This is a genomic window from Streptomyces sp. NPDC005566 (assembly GCF_040605575.1).
Lineage (GTDB): Bacteria > Actinomycetota > Actinomycetes > Streptomycetales > Streptomycetaceae > Streptomyces.
On sequence record NZ_JBEXDB010000016.1, the window covers coordinates 121,625 to 136,508 of the forward strand.

Annotated in this window: 19 protein-coding genes; 10 read left to right on the plus strand and 9 right to left on the minus strand. The window is 70.1% G+C overall.

Annotated elements, in window-relative coordinates:
* Positions 1–15: 15 nt before the first annotated feature.
* Together serC and ABZS61_RS24830 are read left to right on the plus strand one after the other, a co-directional pair.
* A complete protein-coding gene (gene serC, locus ABZS61_RS24825; RefSeq protein WP_356425227.1) occupies positions 16–1,134 on the plus strand; it encodes a phosphoserine transaminase in 1,119 nt (372 codons plus the stop codon).
* Between the two features lie 150 nt (positions 1,135–1,284).
* Positions 1,285–1,896: a Uma2 family endonuclease gene (locus ABZS61_RS24830; RefSeq protein WP_356425230.1), complete on the plus strand. Its 612-nt coding sequence runs from the start codon at positions 1,285–1,287 to the stop codon at positions 1,894–1,896.
* Between the two features lie 23 nt (positions 1,897–1,919).
* Here ABZS61_RS24830 and ABZS61_RS24835 read toward each other — a convergent pair whose 3' ends face one another.
* The 5 genes from ABZS61_RS24835 to ABZS61_RS24855 all read right to left on the minus strand — a co-directional run bounded on the left by ABZS61_RS24835 (position 1,920) and on the right by ABZS61_RS24855 (position 5,714).
* Positions 1,920–2,582: a class I SAM-dependent methyltransferase gene (locus ABZS61_RS24835; RefSeq protein WP_356425233.1), complete on the minus strand. Its 663-nt coding sequence runs from the start codon at positions 2,580–2,582 to the stop codon at positions 1,920–1,922.
* 33 nt (positions 2,583–2,615) lie between these two features.
* Positions 2,616–3,239: a methyltransferase domain-containing protein gene (locus ABZS61_RS24840; RefSeq protein WP_356425236.1), complete on the minus strand. Its 624-nt coding sequence runs from the start codon at positions 3,237–3,239 to the stop codon at positions 2,616–2,618.
* A 65-nt stretch (positions 3,240–3,304) separates the two neighbouring features.
* Positions 3,305–3,841 carry a GNAT family N-acetyltransferase gene (locus tag ABZS61_RS24845; protein WP_356425239.1) on the minus strand — a complete coding sequence of 179 codons (537 nt, stop codon included), beginning with the start codon at positions 3,839–3,841 and terminating at the stop codon, positions 3,305–3,307.
* Between the two features lie 35 nt (positions 3,842–3,876).
* Positions 3,877–4,707, minus strand: a complete 831-nt coding sequence (locus tag ABZS61_RS24850; protein WP_356425242.1) for an ABC transporter permease — start codon at positions 4,705–4,707, stop codon at positions 3,877–3,879.
* Positions 4,704–5,714 carry an ATP-binding cassette domain-containing protein gene (locus ABZS61_RS24855; RefSeq protein WP_356425245.1) on the minus strand — a complete coding sequence of 337 codons (1,011 nt, stop codon included), beginning with the start codon at positions 5,712–5,714 and terminating at the stop codon, positions 4,704–4,706. The genes ABZS61_RS24850 and ABZS61_RS24855 overlap by 4 nt, the downstream gene beginning before the upstream one ends.
* Positions 5,715–5,807: 93 nt before the next feature.
* Here ABZS61_RS24855 and ABZS61_RS24860 point away from each other — a divergent pair, with 93 nt between their 5' ends.
* Together ABZS61_RS24860 and ABZS61_RS24865 are read left to right on the plus strand one after the other, a co-directional pair.
* Complete coding sequence (locus ABZS61_RS24860; protein ID WP_356425248.1) at positions 5,808–6,590, plus strand: TetR/AcrR family transcriptional regulator C-terminal domain-containing protein; 783 nt, start codon at positions 5,808–5,810, stop codon at positions 6,588–6,590.
* 31 nt (positions 6,591–6,621) lie between these two features.
* Positions 6,622–7,023, plus strand: a complete 402-nt coding sequence (locus ABZS61_RS24865; protein ID WP_356425251.1) for a PPOX class F420-dependent oxidoreductase — start codon at positions 6,622–6,624, stop codon at positions 7,021–7,023.
* A gap of 17 nt (positions 7,024–7,040) precedes the next feature.
* Here the strand turns inward: ABZS61_RS24865 and ABZS61_RS24870 are convergent, their stop codons facing one another.
* Complete coding sequence (locus ABZS61_RS24870) at positions 7,041–8,039, minus strand: WD40 repeat domain-containing protein (protein WP_356425254.1); 999 nt, start codon at positions 8,037–8,039, stop codon at positions 7,041–7,043.
* Between ABZS61_RS24870 and ABZS61_RS24875 the strand changes: the two genes are divergently transcribed.
* The 4 genes from ABZS61_RS24875 to ABZS61_RS24890 all read left to right on the plus strand — a co-directional run bounded on the left by ABZS61_RS24875 (position 8,038) and on the right by ABZS61_RS24890 (position 11,342).
* Positions 8,038–8,796 (plus strand): GDSL-type esterase/lipase family protein, encoded by a 759-nt coding sequence (locus ABZS61_RS24875; protein ID WP_356425257.1) that lies wholly within the window; start codon positions 8,038–8,040, stop codon positions 8,794–8,796. The genes ABZS61_RS24870 and ABZS61_RS24875 overlap by 2 nt on opposite strands.
* Positions 8,797–8,909: 113 nt before the next feature.
* Entirely contained in the window at positions 8,910–9,866 is a 957-nt protein-coding gene (locus tag ABZS61_RS24880) for an endonuclease/exonuclease/phosphatase family protein (protein ID WP_356425260.1), read from the plus strand.
* A gap of 45 nt (positions 9,867–9,911) precedes the next feature.
* Positions 9,912–10,535 carry a hypothetical protein gene (locus tag ABZS61_RS24885; RefSeq protein ID WP_356425264.1) on the plus strand — a complete coding sequence of 208 codons (624 nt, stop codon included), beginning with the start codon at positions 9,912–9,914 and terminating at the stop codon, positions 10,533–10,535.
* A gap of 72 nt (positions 10,536–10,607) precedes the next feature.
* Entirely contained in the window at positions 10,608–11,342 is a 735-nt protein-coding gene (locus ABZS61_RS24890) for a translation initiation factor IF-2 (RefSeq protein WP_356425266.1), read from the plus strand.
* Between the two features lie 13 nt (positions 11,343–11,355).
* Here ABZS61_RS24890 and ABZS61_RS24895 read toward each other — a convergent pair whose 3' ends face one another.
* From ABZS61_RS24895 to ABZS61_RS24905, 3 genes are all read right to left on the minus strand, one after another.
* Positions 11,356–11,997, minus strand: a complete 642-nt coding sequence (locus ABZS61_RS24895; RefSeq protein WP_356425269.1) for a TetR/AcrR family transcriptional regulator — start codon at positions 11,995–11,997, stop codon at positions 11,356–11,358.
* A gap of 186 nt (positions 11,998–12,183) precedes the next feature.
* Entirely contained in the window at positions 12,184–13,161 is a 978-nt protein-coding gene (locus ABZS61_RS24900) for a hypothetical protein (RefSeq protein ID WP_356425272.1), read from the minus strand.
* A 164-nt stretch (positions 13,162–13,325) separates the two neighbouring features.
* On the minus strand, positions 13,326–13,745 hold the full coding sequence (locus ABZS61_RS24905) for a hypothetical protein (RefSeq protein WP_356425275.1): 420 nt from the start codon (positions 13,743–13,745) through the stop codon (positions 13,326–13,328).
* Positions 13,746–13,863: 118 nt separating this feature from the next.
* Between ABZS61_RS24905 and ABZS61_RS24910 the strand changes: the two genes are divergently transcribed.
* Positions 13,864–14,640, plus strand: a complete 777-nt coding sequence (locus ABZS61_RS24910) for a helix-turn-helix transcriptional regulator (protein ID WP_356425278.1) — start codon at positions 13,864–13,866, stop codon at positions 14,638–14,640.
* Positions 14,637–14,828 (plus strand): DUF397 domain-containing protein, encoded by a 192-nt coding sequence (locus tag ABZS61_RS24915; RefSeq protein WP_356425281.1) that lies wholly within the window; start codon positions 14,637–14,639, stop codon positions 14,826–14,828. The genes ABZS61_RS24910 and ABZS61_RS24915 overlap by 4 nt, the downstream gene beginning before the upstream one ends.
* Positions 14,829–14,884 lie beyond the last annotated feature (56 nt).

Below are 14,884 nucleotides of genomic sequence, written 5' to 3' on the forward strand. Positions count from 1 at the left end.
ACTACGCTCCGGATCGTGGCCGATATCAAGATTCCCGCTGACATCAAGCCCGCCGACGGACGTTTCGGCGCCGGACCCTCCAAGGTGCGGACGGAGGCGGTCGACGCGCTGGCCGCCACCGGCACCTCTCTGCTCGGTACGTCCCATCGCCAGGCCCCGGTCAAGAACCTGGTCGGCGAGGTACGCGACGGCGTACGCAGCCTCTTCTCCCTCCCCGAGGGGTACGAGGTCATCCTGGGCAACGGCGGCTCCACCGCCTTCTGGGACGTGGCGACGCACGGGCTCATCGAGAACAAGTCCCAGCACCTGAACTTCGGCGAGTTCTCGTCGAAGTTCGCGAAGGCGGCCAAGCTCGCCCCGTGGCTGGCCGACCCCACGGTCATCGCCTCCGACCCGGGCACCCACCCGGACCCGAAGGCCGAAGCGGGCGTCGACGTCTACGCGTTCACCCACAACGAGACCTCCACCGGTGTCGCAGCCCCCATCGTGCGGGTCGCGGGCGCCGACGAGGGTTCACTCGTCCTGGTGGATGCCACCTCCGGTGCGGGCGGCCTGCCGGTCGACATCACCCAGACGGACGTCTACTACTTCGCCCCGCAGAAGTCCTTCGCCTCCGACGGCGGCCTGTGGATCGGTGTGTTCTCCCCGGCGGCCCTGGAGCGCGCCGCGCGTATCCACGCCTCCGGCCGGCACGTCCCGGAGTTCTTCTCGCTGCCGACGGCGATCGACAACTCCCTGAAGAACCAGACGTACAACACCCCGGCGCTCGCCACCCTCTTCCTGCTGAACGAGCAGCTGAAGTGGATGAACACGCAGGGCGGCCTTGACTTCACCACCGGCCGCACGGCCGCGTCCTCGCAGAACCTGTACGGCTGGGCCGAGGAGTCCAAGTACGCGACGCCGTTCGTCACCGACCCCGCGAAGCGCTCGCAGGTCATCGGCACGATCGACTTCGCGGACGAGATCGACGCGTCCGCGGTCGCCAAGGTGCTGCGCGCCAACGGGATCGTCGACACGGAGCCGTACCGCAAGCTGGGCCGCAACCAGCTGCGCGTGGCGATGTTCCCGGCGATCGACCCGGCGGACGTCCAGGCGCTGACGGCCTGCATCGACTACGTGATCGAGAAGCTGTAGCGGTTACGCGTACGAGACGGCCCTGCACCCCTCACGGGTGCAGGGCCGTTTCTGCTTCACTCGACCGGGTGGCGCACCGCCTGCGGGACGAACCGGGGCGCACCGCCCTACGATGATGGTCTCGACACCAGCCATCCCAGGAGGCCCGCAATGTCTGCATCAGCAGTCGAGCACCCCTGTGACGATGAGCCGGAACCCATGCTCGTGACGGCGAACCACCTCATGGGGCAGCTTCCGGGTTATCGCGTCGAGATCATCGGAGGCGTCATCACCGTGGCCCCACCCCCGGACGGCCCGCACGCCCGTGCTCTGACCAAGCTCATGCGGCCCTTTATCGCGGCCGGACTCGACGACGGGGAGACAGAGGTCCTCCAGGCCATCGGCCTGTGGCTTCCCGGCGGCCCCGAGGACTACGCCATTCCGGACCTGGCCGTCGTCGACTCCGATTTCGACGAGCACCTGATCGAGAACAACTGTTACGACCCTGCGGTGTTCCGCCTCGTACTGGAGGTGACCTCCAGCAATTACAACAACGACCTGCGCAACAAGGTCACCTCCTACGCCGAGGCGAAGGTCCCGGTGTATGTGATCGTCGACCGCAGGCACGGCCGGGTCCACGTCCTGACCGAGCCGGTCGCCGGCGGGTACGACCAGCACCGGGTCTACGCCCCCGGCCAGACGGTCACGCTGCCGGAGTCGATCGGCGCCGAGGTGACGCTCGAAGTGGCCGCTCTGGTGAAGGCCGGAAGCCCTCGCGCATAACACCTACACGTTCCGGGTTCCTGTCACGACCTGGGCTTGCGGGCCAGCAGGAACGCCTGCGGTGTCGGCTCGGGGAAGTCGCTCTCCTCGTCGATCTCCCGCACCGTCCGGGCCTTCATCGTCAGTCCCGCCCGCGTCAGCAGCCCGGCCATCCGCTCGGGTTCGCGGCGGATGAAGTCGAGCTGGATGTCGCGCCCCCACGCGTCCGTCCTGCGCACCACCTCCTCGCCCACCTGGAACCCCAGCAGGAGGTGACCGCCCGGGGCGAGGACCCGGTGGAACTCCGCGAAGGCCTGCGGCAGTTGCTCATCCGGTACGTGGATCGTGGAGTACCAGGCCAGCAGCCCGCCCAGACCGCCGTCCGGCAGGTCCAGGCCGAGCATCGATCCCTCCTCGAACCGCAGGCCCGGGTAGAACCGCCGAGCCACCGCCAGCATGCCCGGGGACAGGTCGATGCCGAACGCGTCGACGCCCAGGGCGTGCAGATGCTCCGTCACCCGCCCTGTACCGCAGCCCACGTCGGCGACGGGCCCACCGCCCCCGGCGATGACGAGTTCGGCGAAGCCCGCCAGTACGCCCCGGTCGATGGGCTTGTCGGCGAGCTCGTCCTGGAAGTGCGCGGCGTAGTCATCGGCGAAGGCGTCGTACGACGCGCGGGTGGTCTGCACGAAGGCCGGTTCGGTCATGGCCGGACACCCTACTCCGCGGGGCGAACGGCGTCAGGGGGACAGTGCGACGCCCAGGGAGTCGGCGCCCATCACCTTCGGGGCGCCCTTCTCGTAGAAGACGTCGAGTTCCGTCACCTTGAATCCGCCGGTCGTCAGCAGGTCGACGATCGGCCGGGTGAGGTGGCATCCGCCGAAGAGCCGTTGCTCCATCGGGTCGAGACGCCGTTGCCAGCGGCGGACGTTCTCGTCCTCCTCCGGGGCGAGTCCGTGCTCCACGAAGTGCAGTGTCCCGCCGGGTCGGAGGACGCGCCGCACCTCGCGCAGGGCGGCAGCGGCGTCGGGGATGGTGCACAGCGTCCAGGTGGAGAGAGCGGTGTCGAAACTGTCGTCCCCGAACGGCAGCGCCTGACCGTCCAGCCCGGCGCGCCGCACGGGGACACCTGCCGCCCTGCGGCGTTTTGCGGCGAGCCGCCATCCGACTCCGGAGGGCTCGATCGCGGCCACGCCTGCGACGGCCGCCGGGTAGAAGGGGATGTTGTGGCCCGAGCCGAAGCCGATCTCGACGACGCTGCCCCGCAGGCCCTCACAGACGCGATGCCGCAGGGGTGCGGCTGTCTTCATCCCACAGGCGACGTTGACGATCCGCGGCACGACCTGCTCCACGTAGAAGCCCATCGTGACCTCCGTGTCTCTTCTCCAGGATGGCACCGGGGCAGCCCGGACGCACCGACACGGGCGGCTCACTCCGCCTGTTCGCCCCGCCGGGCAGCCTCGTCGGAGAGTTCCAGGCGCCACCGCACCTCGCCGTCCTCCCACTCCTCGGTGGGCGCCAGGCCCGCCCCCGCCGCCACAGCGGCGGACGCGGCGTGGTCCGGGTGGATGTGGGCCACAACGGTGCGTGCGCCGCACCCGCCCAGGTGCTCGACCAGGCCCGTCGCGGCCTCCTTCGCGTAACCGAGGCCCTGCCACCCCGTCCCCACCACCCAGGCGATCTCGGCCCGCGAACCGCGCACCGTCGCCTGTACGTAGCCGGCCAGGCGCCCGTCGGTACGCACCCGGAGCACCCAGTTCCACCACAGCTCGGCGGGGTCCGGGGAGCCGGCGCTCTGGCGGGCGTAGCGGGCGCGCAGGGTGTCCGGGTCCTCCGGGGTGCCGCCCGTGTACGTGTGGAGGGCGGGGTCGGCGAGGACGGCCTTCATCTCGTCCGCGTACGAGACATCGAGCGGCAGCGCGTCGAGGCGGCTGGTCGAGAAGGGGTCGGGCCCGTAGTCCGGCATGGGGCCCGACCCTACGCGGGCCCCGTGCCGGCCGGTCAGCGGCTGAGCCGCTGGAACCTGCGTACCGCCAGTGGCAGGAACACCAGCGTGATCACCAGCGGCCACACCATCGCCATCAGCAGCGCGTGCTCCTCGACCCATGTGCCGCCGCTCGCCACCGGGTTGCCGAACAGTTCCCGGGAGGCGGTCACCGTCGAGGACACCGGGTTCCACGCGGCGACCGTGCCCAGCCAGCCCGGCATCAGCGAGGGGGCGACCAGGGCGCTGGAGATCATCGTGACGGGGAAGGCGATGGCGTACAGGCCGCCCGCCGACTCCGCGTCGGGCACGAGCAGCCCCAGCCAGACGCCCACCCAGATCAGGCTGAAGCGCAGCAGCAGAAGCAGTCCGAACGCGCCCACGGCCTCCCACGGGCTGCCGCCCGCACGCCAGCCGATCGCCAGTGCGGTGAGGGCCAGGATCGTCAGCTCGGCGCAGGCCACCACCAGGTCGGCGACCCCGCGTCCGGCGGAGACGGCGGACGGGGCCATCGGCATCGAGCGGAAGCGGTCGATGACGCCCTTGCCGGCGTCGGTGACGACGGCCATCGCGGTGTTCATGAAGCCCATGGTCATGGTCGTGGCGAACATGCCGGGCATCAGGAACTCACGGTAGTCGCCGCCACCGGGCACCTTCATGGCGCTGCCGAAGACATACCCGTACAGCAGGACGGAGATGATGGGGAAGCCGAGCTGCCAGATGATGGCGATGGGCTGGCGCCGGTAGTGGGTGAGGCTGCGCCGGGTGACGTTCCAGCTGTCGGCGAGCGCCCAGTAGGCCCGGTTCCGCTCGCGGCCGGGGCGGGCGTGCAGTTCGAGCGCGGTCATGCCGCGACCTCCATCGTCGTGTCGTCGCCGGTCTCCGCCGCTGCCCCGCGTCCCGTCAGGCGCAGGAACACGTCGTCCAGGCTGGGCCTGCGCAGCCCGATGTCCTCGACCACGATCCCTTCGTCCTGGAGGGCCCGCGCCACTTCGGTGAGTGCGGCCACCCGGTCCGCGACCTGGGCGTGCACCCGGCGGTCCGTCTCCTCGGTCACGACCAGCCCGCCGTCTGCCACCCGGTCCACGGCCTTGACCACGGCCGGGAGGTCGGCCGGCTCGGCGGCGACGACTTCGATCCGGTCGCCGCCGACCCGGTTCTTCAGCCCGTCCGGGCTGTCGTCGGCGATGGACCGGCCCCGGTCGATGACGGTGATGTGCGAGGCGAGCTTGTCGGCCTCGTCCAGGTACTGCGTGGTCAGCAGGACGGTCGTACCGCCGGCCACCAGCGCCCGTACCGCATCCCACACCTCGCCCCGGCTGCGCGGGTCGAGCCCGGTCGTCGGCTCGTCCAGGAACAGCACCGTGGGCGCGAGGATCATCGAGGCGGCCAGGTCGAGCCGCCGCCGCATGCCTCCGCTGTAGGCCTTGACGCCTTGGTCGGCGGCGTCCACGAGGTCGAACTGCTCCAGGAGTTCGCCGGCCCGCTGCCGCGCCCCACTGCCGCCCAGGTGGAAGAGGCGGCCGAACATCTCCAGGTTCTGCCGGCCGGTGAGCACCTCGTCGACGGCGGCGTACTGCCCGGTGAGCCCGATCCTGCTCCGTACGCGCCGGGGCTCGCGCGCCACGTCCAGGCCGGCGACCTCGGCCCGGCCCCCGTCGAACCTCAGGAGGGTGGCGAGCACCCTGACGGCGGTGGTCTTGCCGGCCCCGTTCGGCCCGAGCAGGCCGTGGACGGTGCCCGGGCGGACGGCCAGGTCGAATCCGTCGAGCGCCCTCTTCTCCGCCACCCCCTTCTTCGCCCCGTAGCGCTTCACGACCCCTTCGGCCAGCACGGCGTATCCGGACGCGGACATGGCTCACTCCCCTCACCACAAAGAACTGAGTACGGCGTACCCAGATGAGAGTACACCGTACCCAGTTCCTGTTCAGGGGATTACCCTGAGTCCATGACGAAGAGCGGACCGGCAGCGGCGGCAGACGGCACGACCACCGGAAGCGGCGACATCGGACGCAGCCTCGAGCTCCTGTGGGGCACCGGCGAACGCTCCAGCCGCGGCCCCAAGCCGGGACTCACTCTCGACCGGATCGTCGCCGCCGCCGTCGAGGTCGCCGACGCGGACGGCCTCGCGGCCCTCTCGATGCGCCGGCTCTCCACCGAGCTCGGCACCGGCACGATGTCGCTCTACCGGTACGTCCCCGGCAAGGCCGAACTGCTCGACCTCATGCTCGACCGGGTCCTCGGCGAACCGCTCTCGGCGGACGCCTCACAGGTGCCGTCCGACTGGCGGGCGGCCGTCGACTCGATGGCCCACACCTACCGGGCCAACCTCCGCACCCACCCCTGGCTCCTCAAGATCAACCAAGCCCGCACGGTCCTCGGCCCCAGCGCCCTGCGCGGCCTGGAACTCGCCCTGACCGGACTCAGGGGCATGGGCCTGCGCGACCCCGAGCTGATCGGCGTGATCATCACGGTCAACAGCTTCGTCGAGGGCCTCGCCCGGACGGAGAACCACGCGACGGAGGCGGCCCGGCAGACGGGCCTCAGCGACGCGGCCTTCTGGGAGGGCCAGCGCCCCTACCTGGAGCGGGCGATGCTCAGCGGCGAGTACCCGTACATGGCCGCACTGTCCGAGGACGCGTTCGGGGCCGACTTCGATCACTTCGCCTTCGGCCTCGGCCGCCTCATCGACGGCTTCGAAGTCCTTGTGGAGCAGCGCGCACGCGGATGACACGGCGCCCGATCCGTGGACCATGGGACATATGGACACGATCCGCGAGCTGAAGCCCTTCGTGAAGCAGTACACCGTCCTGCTGAGCAGCCGCAGGCCGGACGGATCGCCTGCCCGGACACCCGTCAGCATCGCCGTCGAGGGCGACCACGCCTACATCCGTACGTTCTCCTCGGCGTGGAAGGTCGACCGGATGCGCAACCACCCGGTGGTGGAGATCGCCCCGTGCACCGTGCGGGGAGTGCCGACGGGGTCGCCGGTCACCGCCTCCGCGCGCCTCCTCGCCCAGGGGTCGAAGGAGAACACCCACGCCGCCCGGACCCTGTCCCGCAAGTACCCTGCGCTGCACGGCGTGTTCGTCCCCCTCGCCCACCGGCTGAAGAGGGACCGGACACTGCACTACGAGCTCCGCCCACTCACGCCGGAGTACTGAACGGTCCCTCGCGCCCCCTATCCGCGCCGCCGCTTGAAGCCGAACACGGCCAGCGCGATGACCGCGAGCACCACGGCTCCCCCGGTCACGGTGCCCTTCCCGCTCCCGTCACCGGTCCCGCCGCCTCCCGCGCCGGAGGAGGACCCGCCGTCCCGGGAGGGCGCCTTGCTCCCGCCCCCGCCGTTCCCGCCGCCCTCGACGTCGACCCGCACCACTTCGCTCCGCTCCCCCTCGGAGCCGAACATCATCGCGGAGCCGTCCGCCGTGTACGTCACCGACTCGGACTGCCCCTGGAGCGGCACGCTCACCGCGTGGTCCTCACCGAGCCTGCCCCCCTCGAAGGCGTACGCCCTGGTGCTGAAGTACGAGCGCAGGACCAGCTCCCGCCCGTCCGGCGAGAACGCCCCGTCCGTCACCCACGGCACCTCGCCGACCCGCCGGAACACGTTGGCCCCGCCGGTCGACAGCTTCGCGGGCCCTTCGTAGAGCCCGCCGCCGTCCTCGTTCTTCGACGCGATGTAGACCCTGCCCGTCTTCGGGTGGACCATCAGCGCCTCGGCGTTGCGGGCCCCGTCGGCGTACTTCACGTCGAACTGGGTGGCCCGCACGGTGGCGTCCGCGAGCCGCTTCGGCTCGGGGAAGCGGTAGATCCAGACGTGGTCCCAGGACCCGTCGAGGTTGTCGCCGATGTCACCGACGTACAGGTTCCCGTCCGGCCCGAGCGAGATCGCCTCCACGTCGCGGGGCGCCCCCACCCCCTGCATGGTGATCCTCGCGACGGTCTTCCCGGTCCGGGAGTCGACGGCGTAGACGTACGGCCCGTCCTCGCTGTCGTTGTGCGTCCAGTAGATGCCCGGGTGGGCGCGGCTGGCGGCGAGGCCGCTCGACTCGGTGATCCGGGAGTCCTCGATCGTGAAGGTCCGATCGGCCCCGTCCCCGTCGTCCGCCACAGCGGGCGCCGCACCCGTGAGGAACAGGAGGGTGGCGGCGGCGGAAACAGTCAGCAGCGATCTCATGGCACAAGTGTCCACTGTCACGTCGCAGGCGGGAGCGGTGATCCGCCATGATGTCGCCATGCGTTTTCTCTTCGTCGGTGACTCGATGACCATCGGCAGCGCCGGCGACTTCACCTGGCGCTACCGCATGTGGCAGCACCTCGAAGCGACCCTCGGCGACGGCGGCTACACGATCACCGGCCCGCGCACCGAGCTGCACGACATCGGGGCGAACGCCCCGGGCTCCTCCGCGTACGGTGATCCGGCCTTCCCCGATCATGCCCGGCGGCACCTGGCAGGCTGGGGCGAGGGCTGGCTCCACATGGCCCCGGTCATCGCGGACACGGTCACGGCTGCCCGCGCCGACGTCCTGCTCGTCTCGCTGGGCCTGATAGACCTCGGCTTCTACACGGACAGCGGGCAGACGGCCCAGAACGTACGGGCGTTCATCGCCGCGGCCCGCACGGCGAACCCGCACATCAAGATGGTCCTGCTTCCCGTGATACCGAACATACGGGCCGAGTCCGACGCCCCCTTCGCCGCCGAGTGCGACCGCTTCAACCTGCTTCTCGGGAAGGCCGTCGCCGACCTCGACAACCCGTCGTCCCCGATCCTGCTGGCCTCGGCCCCGGCGGGCTACGACATCCACACGGACACGTACGACGGCACCCACCCCGGCCCCACCGGCGAGCACAGGCTGGCCGGAGCTTTCGCGGACGTGATGCACCAGGCCTGGGGCGTGGGCGGACCGTACGCGGGAGCCCTGACCCCGGCCTGAGCCGCGGGCATCGGGACGGAACCGGACCGGTGATCACTGCGTCGTCGTATCGAGTGACGCCGTGCCGTCCGGCCACAGCGTGAGGATGCCGACGAAACCGGGTGGGCGGGGCGATGTCGAAGCCGGAGAGCAGCAAGGCGCCATGGGGTCGGACCCGAGGGCGGGTCCTCGGGCTGCTCGCCGTCCTGGTCGCCCTCCTCCTGGTCTTCCACTCCGTGGTCCCCCAACTGCCCGGCCACGCGGGCAGTCTTCTCGAAACGTTCCTGCCCTGGCTGGGCCTGGCCGTCCCCGTCCTGCTCGTCCTTGCCCTCCTGCGTCGCTCGTACGTCGCCCTGGCCGCACTGCTGTTGCCGGTCGTGGCGTGGGGCGCGCTCTTCGGCGGACTGCTGTTCTCCGGCCACGAGGCCGGGGACCACGAGATCACGGTGCTCCAGCACAATGTCAGCGACGTGAACCCGGACCCTTCCGGCACCGCTCGGGCGCTGCTCGGGGCCCGGCCCGACCTCATCGCTCTGGAGGAGCTGACACCGTCCGCACTTCCGGCGTTCCAAGCGGTCCTGACGGCGGACTATCCGCACCACGCGACCCGGGGCACGGTCGGTCTCTGGTCGAAGTACCCCCTGTCCCACGTACGCCAGGTGGACATCAAGCCGAAGGCTGTCGGCGAGGGCTGGGACCGGGGGCTGCGGGCGACCGCCACGACGGCGCGGGGCAAGGCAGCGGTGTACGTCGTGCACCTGCCGTCGGTCCGGCTGGGCCTGAGCTCCGGTTTCAGTTCCGGGTGGCGGGACGAGAGCGCCGTTCTTCTCGGCAGGGCCATCGCCGCCGAACCGCTGGACCGGGTGATCCTCCTCGGAGACCTCAACAGCACGCTGGACGACAGGGGTCTGGAGCCGGTCACCTCGCAGATGAGCCGGCCGGACACGGACTTCGCGTTCAGCTGGCCCGCGAAGCTGCCCCTGGCCCGGATCGACCAGATCCTGACCCGGTCCGCGACGGTCACCCGGCTCCGGTCGCTGCCCGCTACGGGAAGCGACCACCTGCCCGTCGCCGCACACATCAGACTCTGACAGCTTTACTTGTCATTGGATCCATTCGACAGGTAAACTTGTCGCATGGATGACGCAGCGGCTATCCCTGTCCCCGACAGGAACGACGAGAATTTCTGGTCCACCATCACGACCCTGGTGGAGCCCGCCTGGAGCGAGCCCACCGACGACGACATGTTCGCCATGGACGACGAGGTGCTCGACGCGGCCCGCGCACTGGCCGAACGGATCTCGACGCGCGCACTGGCCTACCGCACCGCCGGCAAGCCCTTCGACAGCGCCCTCATGGCCGCACCCGACGTGCAACTGGCGCTGCTGCGGGCCCTGTACGAAACCAAGCGCTCCGTCGACCGTCTGGCTGAGAGCGCCGCCACCGTGGCAGGCCGCAACGGGGCCAGCTACACCCAACTGGGCACGGCCTGGGGCGGCATCAAGCGCCAGTCCGCACGCCTCAAGTGGCCTCACGCCGTGGCCAGGAGGCCCGCGGGCGAGTCCATCCCGCTCCGCTACGCAGGCGGCTCCGCCGTCATTCACCACGACCAGGACGCCGATGCCTGGTGGTACACCGCCACCGCCGCGGACCAGCAGGACGAGGAGTCCGAGGCCGTCCACACCACCTCCGCCGAGGCCATCGCGCGGGCGACCGAGTTCCTCCTGACGCACGCCCGGCCCGCTCCCCGCACCGGCTGAGTACGATCGCCTGCGCCGGTTTGAGTACACGAGCGGGTTGCCCGCCGCGCGTGACGCCGAAAGGGTGCACACATGCGCCGACTACTGCTGCTCGCCCCGCTGTTGCTGCTCACCGCCGGCTGCGGCGTGGTGCAGTCCTCCGAGGGCGAGGCGACGGACGCCGCACGGGCGGTGGCCAGGAAGGCGGGCGAGCGGCTCTACGGCCAGCGCCCGCGCACGGCCGAGGAAGTCGGGCGTTCCGCCTCCGAGTTCGACGGGGTGGAGGTACTGCGGGTGACGGGTACCTCGACACACGACGGGGACGGCATCGACGTGGTCGTCCGCACGTCCGGCTCGGCGTACAACGGATGGATCGACCCCGAGGAGGTCACCGTCCGGCGCTGCTTCGCGGTGCGGGTGTCGCCCAGGTCGGAGTGGCGTGAGGACCCTCGTGACGTGGACTGCCCGGACAACCTTCCGATGACGTTCGCCCCGCCACCCGAACCACCGCCGCTGCCGTACGAGGAGCTCCGCGCGGAACTGCCCCGGGTGCCGGAGGGTGGCCGGGTGGACGAGGCCGAGGTGCGCCGCACGCTCGCCGCCCTGGATCTGCATCCGGCGATCCGTACCGAGGTGAAGGCGGACGGCGGACGGATCGGCGTGCTCCTGTCGGTGAAGGGCAACAACTTCGACCCGCAGGAGTGCCTCCTTGCCCGCGTGGTCCCGGGCGCCACCGACGTGTGGGTGCCGTCCCGGATCCAGCGGATGCCCGGAGAGGGCGGCTGCACCATCGCCAACGCCCTGAACCCGATGGCGCCACCGCACTGAACGGGGCGCCCGTCTACCCGCCCGCCCCCTGAATCCCCAGCATCGCCAGCCCCAGCTCCGTCAGCTCCGCCGACACCTCTTCCGGCCGGGCCCTGCGGGGGCGGCGGCTGTGGTGGGCCATCAGCTCGTGGACCGTGCCCACCATCACCATCACCACCACCCGGTGGTCCCGCTCCTCCGCCTCGCCGCGAACCGCCGCCCGCTCGGCCTCGCCGGTCAGGAAGTCGGCCCACAGGTCCCGCCACCGCTTGCAGTGCTCGTCCACCGCCGGGCTCACGCCGAGGACCTCGACGAACGTCAGCCGCGCCTCGCGCAGGTCCCGGGTCACCGCGGTCACGTACGCGTCGAAGAGGATCCGGAAGCGTTGCGCCACGGGACAGTCGTCCATGCCCTCCGAGAGCAGGGCCCGTTCCGCCGCGCGCAGCCCTTTGGTCGTCACCTCGTTGTGCAGGGCGATCAACACGCCCTCCCGGGAGCCGTACTCCTCCCAGAGCACCTCCTCCGGCACCCCCGCGACCTCGCACAGCGCCTGCTCCGACGTCTCCGCGTAGCCGTAGACGCCGAAGAGCTCCCGTCCCGCATCGAGGAGCTGCCCACGGGCCCGCGTTCGCGCTCTGTCGACCACGCCGGTCAGCTGATCCACCGAGACATCCATCACGGGTCCTCCTTCGTCTGCCACATCTCCGGCTGTCGCGGCGGCGGCTGAGCGGGGTCGCGAGCGCGGGAGAGGGCTTCGTCACCTCTCCATGGCGCCTCCGCCATTCTTCTCACCCCGTCGGCCGGGCGTCCCTTTCGCCACGCTGTTGCCGACTAAATCAGCTTAAGGACAGGGCTGTTGATCCTACGTTCGGTTCGGATTCGGGGTCACAGCCGCGAAGCGTTCACGCCAGGGCTGTGGGTCCGGGATCGATTCCGCCCACACCCGCCGCGCCTCCCACTGTTTCCGCGCCTCTTCCCGTCGGCACTCCCCGCAGTACCTCTCGCCCTCCACCGACCGGAAGACATGTTCCTCGCCGGGCCCGGCGCAGGCGACCAACGCGGCGACCGGCGGTGCCGCGGCCCGCACTTCGGCCCGGGGAGGCTCCTCCGGCATCTTGTGCACGAGCCGGTACCGCAGGAACCCGACCGCCGACCGCACTCCACCCTCCGGCAGTTCGCTGGTCAGCACCTGGCGCAGCTGGGCAGCGGTGATCCCGCGCAGCAGCCACGTGGCCGCCAGGCCGGCGAGAGCCCTGGCCTCCCTGACGCCGAGGTACAGCTCCCGCCGTACGTGCCGCAGCGAGAGCAACACGCGTTCTCCCTCAGCCGCTTCGGGTGATTCCGGCTCCAGCTCCGGCTCCGGAACCGACGCCGCTTCGGTGGGTGGGTGGGGATAGTTCTTCTCTTGTTCTTCGTCTACCGGTGGTTGACGACCGACCATCCGATCCACTGGCTCACCGACCACCGGAGGCCGTACAGCCGGAGGCGCCGGAGGCTCGTCGTCGGGATCGCCGCCCGTACGGAGCCCGGACGCCTCCTCGGGAGTGAGCGGAACGTTGGACAGCAGCTGCGCCGTGGACCAGAGTCCGCGCACGCCCTGCTCCCGCTTCTCGTGCAGGAACCCGTGCGCGACCAGCAGTTCCTTGGATTTCTGGTACGCCCGGCCCGTGATCCCGAGCTGCCGCGCGAGCTCGCTCAGCGACTTCTCGGTCTGGTCGTCGGGGAGGCCCTGCACGTACAGGAGAAGGACCTTCGCGTCACTGGTGAGACGCGGATGGCGCACGACATCGTGCGAAGCCTTCGTGAAGCGCCGGGAGGGCGCGATAGCATGCCGGATCATCTCGGTGGGCCGTTCCACTCGTAGGTGAAGGCCCTCGGGCGGGTGTTCACAGCACCTCCGGGGGCCGCCCTGCGCACGCGTGCGCACAGAGCGTAATGATCACGGTCACGCTACTGCAGGGCGTGAGCACACGGTGCACATATGCCGCAGGCACAGAGTTTCGATCAACCACCCTTCAGGGCAAGGCCCGCGAGTTCGCACAGCAGCCCGGCATCCACGAAAGGCGCCTCCCGGGTGGGCAGGGACCGCCAGTCCAGCGGCCACGTCCGGCCGTCCAACGCGGGCACGCCCACGAACGCGTCGCACCGCACATCCCGGCCCATCAACCGCACCCCGACCGGCCACCCGTATGCGGCGCCACTTTGCGGCGGCAACAGGAAGTACATGCTCCGCTCACCGATTCCGGACCGCACGATCGGGCCCGCCCGGAAGTCCGTGAACTGCATCAGCTCGTAAGCCACTTGCTCGCCCAGCAACCCGGCGATGCGTACGGCGTCGAAGTGGATCCCCGTGAGCCGGAGCGCGTGCCCGCGCACGGGAACCCAGGAAGGAACCGGGCTGCCCGGTGAACTTTTCTGCTTCATGGGAAAAGCCTGACCGTCGGCACGTACCGTGACCAGCACCGCAGAACGACTGTGCACTTCTGTGCACTTGGGGGGTGGAGCTGTGCACTCCAGTGAACAAGGAAGCGGTAACGCAGAGATGTTCGGCGCGTTGCTGCGTTTCTTCCGCGAACGGCTGGGGCTGTCCCAGGAGGCGCTGGGCACGAAGATTGGTTTCTCCAAGTCGCAGGTGGCGATGGTGGAGCGGGGAGCGAGGCCGCCGAAGGGGGATTTCGTTCCGCTCGCGGATGAGGCGCTGAGTGCACAGGGTGCACTGAGCGCGGCAGCCAAGGAGTTGCGGTTCAGCCATTTGCCCACCTGGTTCCGGGCTTTCGCCGACGAGGAAGCGAAGTCATCAGCGCTCCACTGGTACGAGAACCACCTCATTCCGGGGCTCCTTCAGACAGCGTCCTACGCACGAGCAGTCTTCAACTGCCATTGCCCGCCGTTGGAGGATGACGAGATCGAAGCGCGCGTAGCCACGCGGCTGGCGCGCCAGAAGCTTCTCCAGCGCCGACCTGCCCCGGTCGTCAGCTTCGTGTTGGAGCTGATCACGGTCACGAGGCCGCTGGGAGGCAGCGCGGTCCTCAAAGAACAGCTGGAGCATGTCCTGGCGGTGGGGCGTAACCGGAACGTGGAGATCCAAGTCATGCCACCGGACCGAGAGACTCATGCCGCCCTCAATGGGCCCATGATTCTCCTGGACACTGACGAGCGCCGCCAGCTCGCCTACATCGAAGGTCAGAGCGGCAGCTACTTCGTGGATGCACAACCGGACTTGGGAGACCTGTTCGCGAGGTATGGCATTCTGCGAGCCCAGGCACTCAGCCCTGAAGAGTCGGCAAGACTGATCGAACAGGTGGCAGGGAAGCTATGAGCATCGACCTCAGCTGGTTCAAGAGCAGCTACAGCGGCGACCAAGGCGGCGCCTGCGTAGAGGTCGCCGCCAGCCCCCACGCCATCCACGTCCGGGACTCCAAGGACCTCACCGTCCCGTCCCTCGCCCTCTCCCCCGCCGCCTGGTCCGCCTTCCTGGATCGCGTGACCGGCAGTTCGATCCGATAGCCGCCGTTCAGGCGAAAAGTCGGTGGGCACGGGCCGCGCCCCGCAGTACGGTCGCG

Coding starts and splice junctions, on each gene's coding strand:
- ABZS61_RS24830 (WP_356425230.1), top strand. CDS start 1,285: ATGTCTGCATCAGCAGTCGAGCACCCCTGTGACGATGAGCCGGAACCC.
- ABZS61_RS24835 (WP_356425233.1), bottom strand. CDS start 2,582: ATGACCGAACCGGCCTTCGTGCAGACCACCCGCGCGTCGTACGACGCC.
- ABZS61_RS24840 (WP_356425236.1), bottom strand. CDS start 3,239: ATGGGCTTCTACGTGGAGCAGGTCGTGCCGCGGATCGTCAACGTCGCC.
- ABZS61_RS24845 (WP_356425239.1), bottom strand. CDS start 3,841: ATGCCGGACTACGGGCCCGACCCCTTCTCGACCAGCCGCCTCGACGCG.
- ABZS61_RS24850 (WP_356425242.1), bottom strand. CDS start 4,707: ATGACCGCGCTCGAACTGCACGCCCGCCCCGGCCGCGAGCGGAACCGG.
- ABZS61_RS24855 (WP_356425245.1), bottom strand. CDS start 5,714: ATGTCCGCGTCCGGATACGCCGTGCTGGCCGAAGGGGTCGTGAAGCGC.
- ABZS61_RS24860 (WP_356425248.1), top strand. CDS start 5,808: ATGACGAAGAGCGGACCGGCAGCGGCGGCAGACGGCACGACCACCGGA.
- ABZS61_RS24865 (WP_356425251.1), top strand. CDS start 6,622: ATGGACACGATCCGCGAGCTGAAGCCCTTCGTGAAGCAGTACACCGTC.
- ABZS61_RS24875 (WP_356425257.1), top strand. CDS start 8,038: ATGGCACAAGTGTCCACTGTCACGTCGCAGGCGGGAGCGGTGATCCGC.
- ABZS61_RS24870 (WP_356425254.1), bottom strand. CDS start 8,039: ATGAGATCGCTGCTGACTGTTTCCGCCGCCGCCACCCTCCTGTTCCTC.
- ABZS61_RS24880 (WP_356425260.1), top strand. CDS start 8,910: ATGTCGAAGCCGGAGAGCAGCAAGGCGCCATGGGGTCGGACCCGAGGG.
- ABZS61_RS24885 (WP_356425264.1), top strand. CDS start 9,912: ATGGATGACGCAGCGGCTATCCCTGTCCCCGACAGGAACGACGAGAAT.
- ABZS61_RS24890 (WP_356425266.1), top strand. CDS start 10,608: ATGCGCCGACTACTGCTGCTCGCCCCGCTGTTGCTGCTCACCGCCGGC.
- ABZS61_RS24895 (WP_356425269.1), bottom strand. CDS start 11,997: ATGGATGTCTCGGTGGATCAGCTGACCGGCGTGGTCGACAGAGCGCGA.
- ABZS61_RS24900 (WP_356425272.1), bottom strand. CDS start 13,161: ATGATCCGGCATGCTATCGCGCCCTCCCGGCGCTTCACGAAGGCTTCG.
- ABZS61_RS24905 (WP_356425275.1), bottom strand. CDS start 13,745: ATGAAGCAGAAAAGTTCACCGGGCAGCCCGGTTCCTTCCTGGGTTCCC.
- ABZS61_RS24910 (WP_356425278.1), top strand. CDS start 13,864: ATGTTCGGCGCGTTGCTGCGTTTCTTCCGCGAACGGCTGGGGCTGTCC.
- ABZS61_RS24915 (WP_356425281.1), top strand. CDS start 14,637: ATGAGCATCGACCTCAGCTGGTTCAAGAGCAGCTACAGCGGCGACCAA.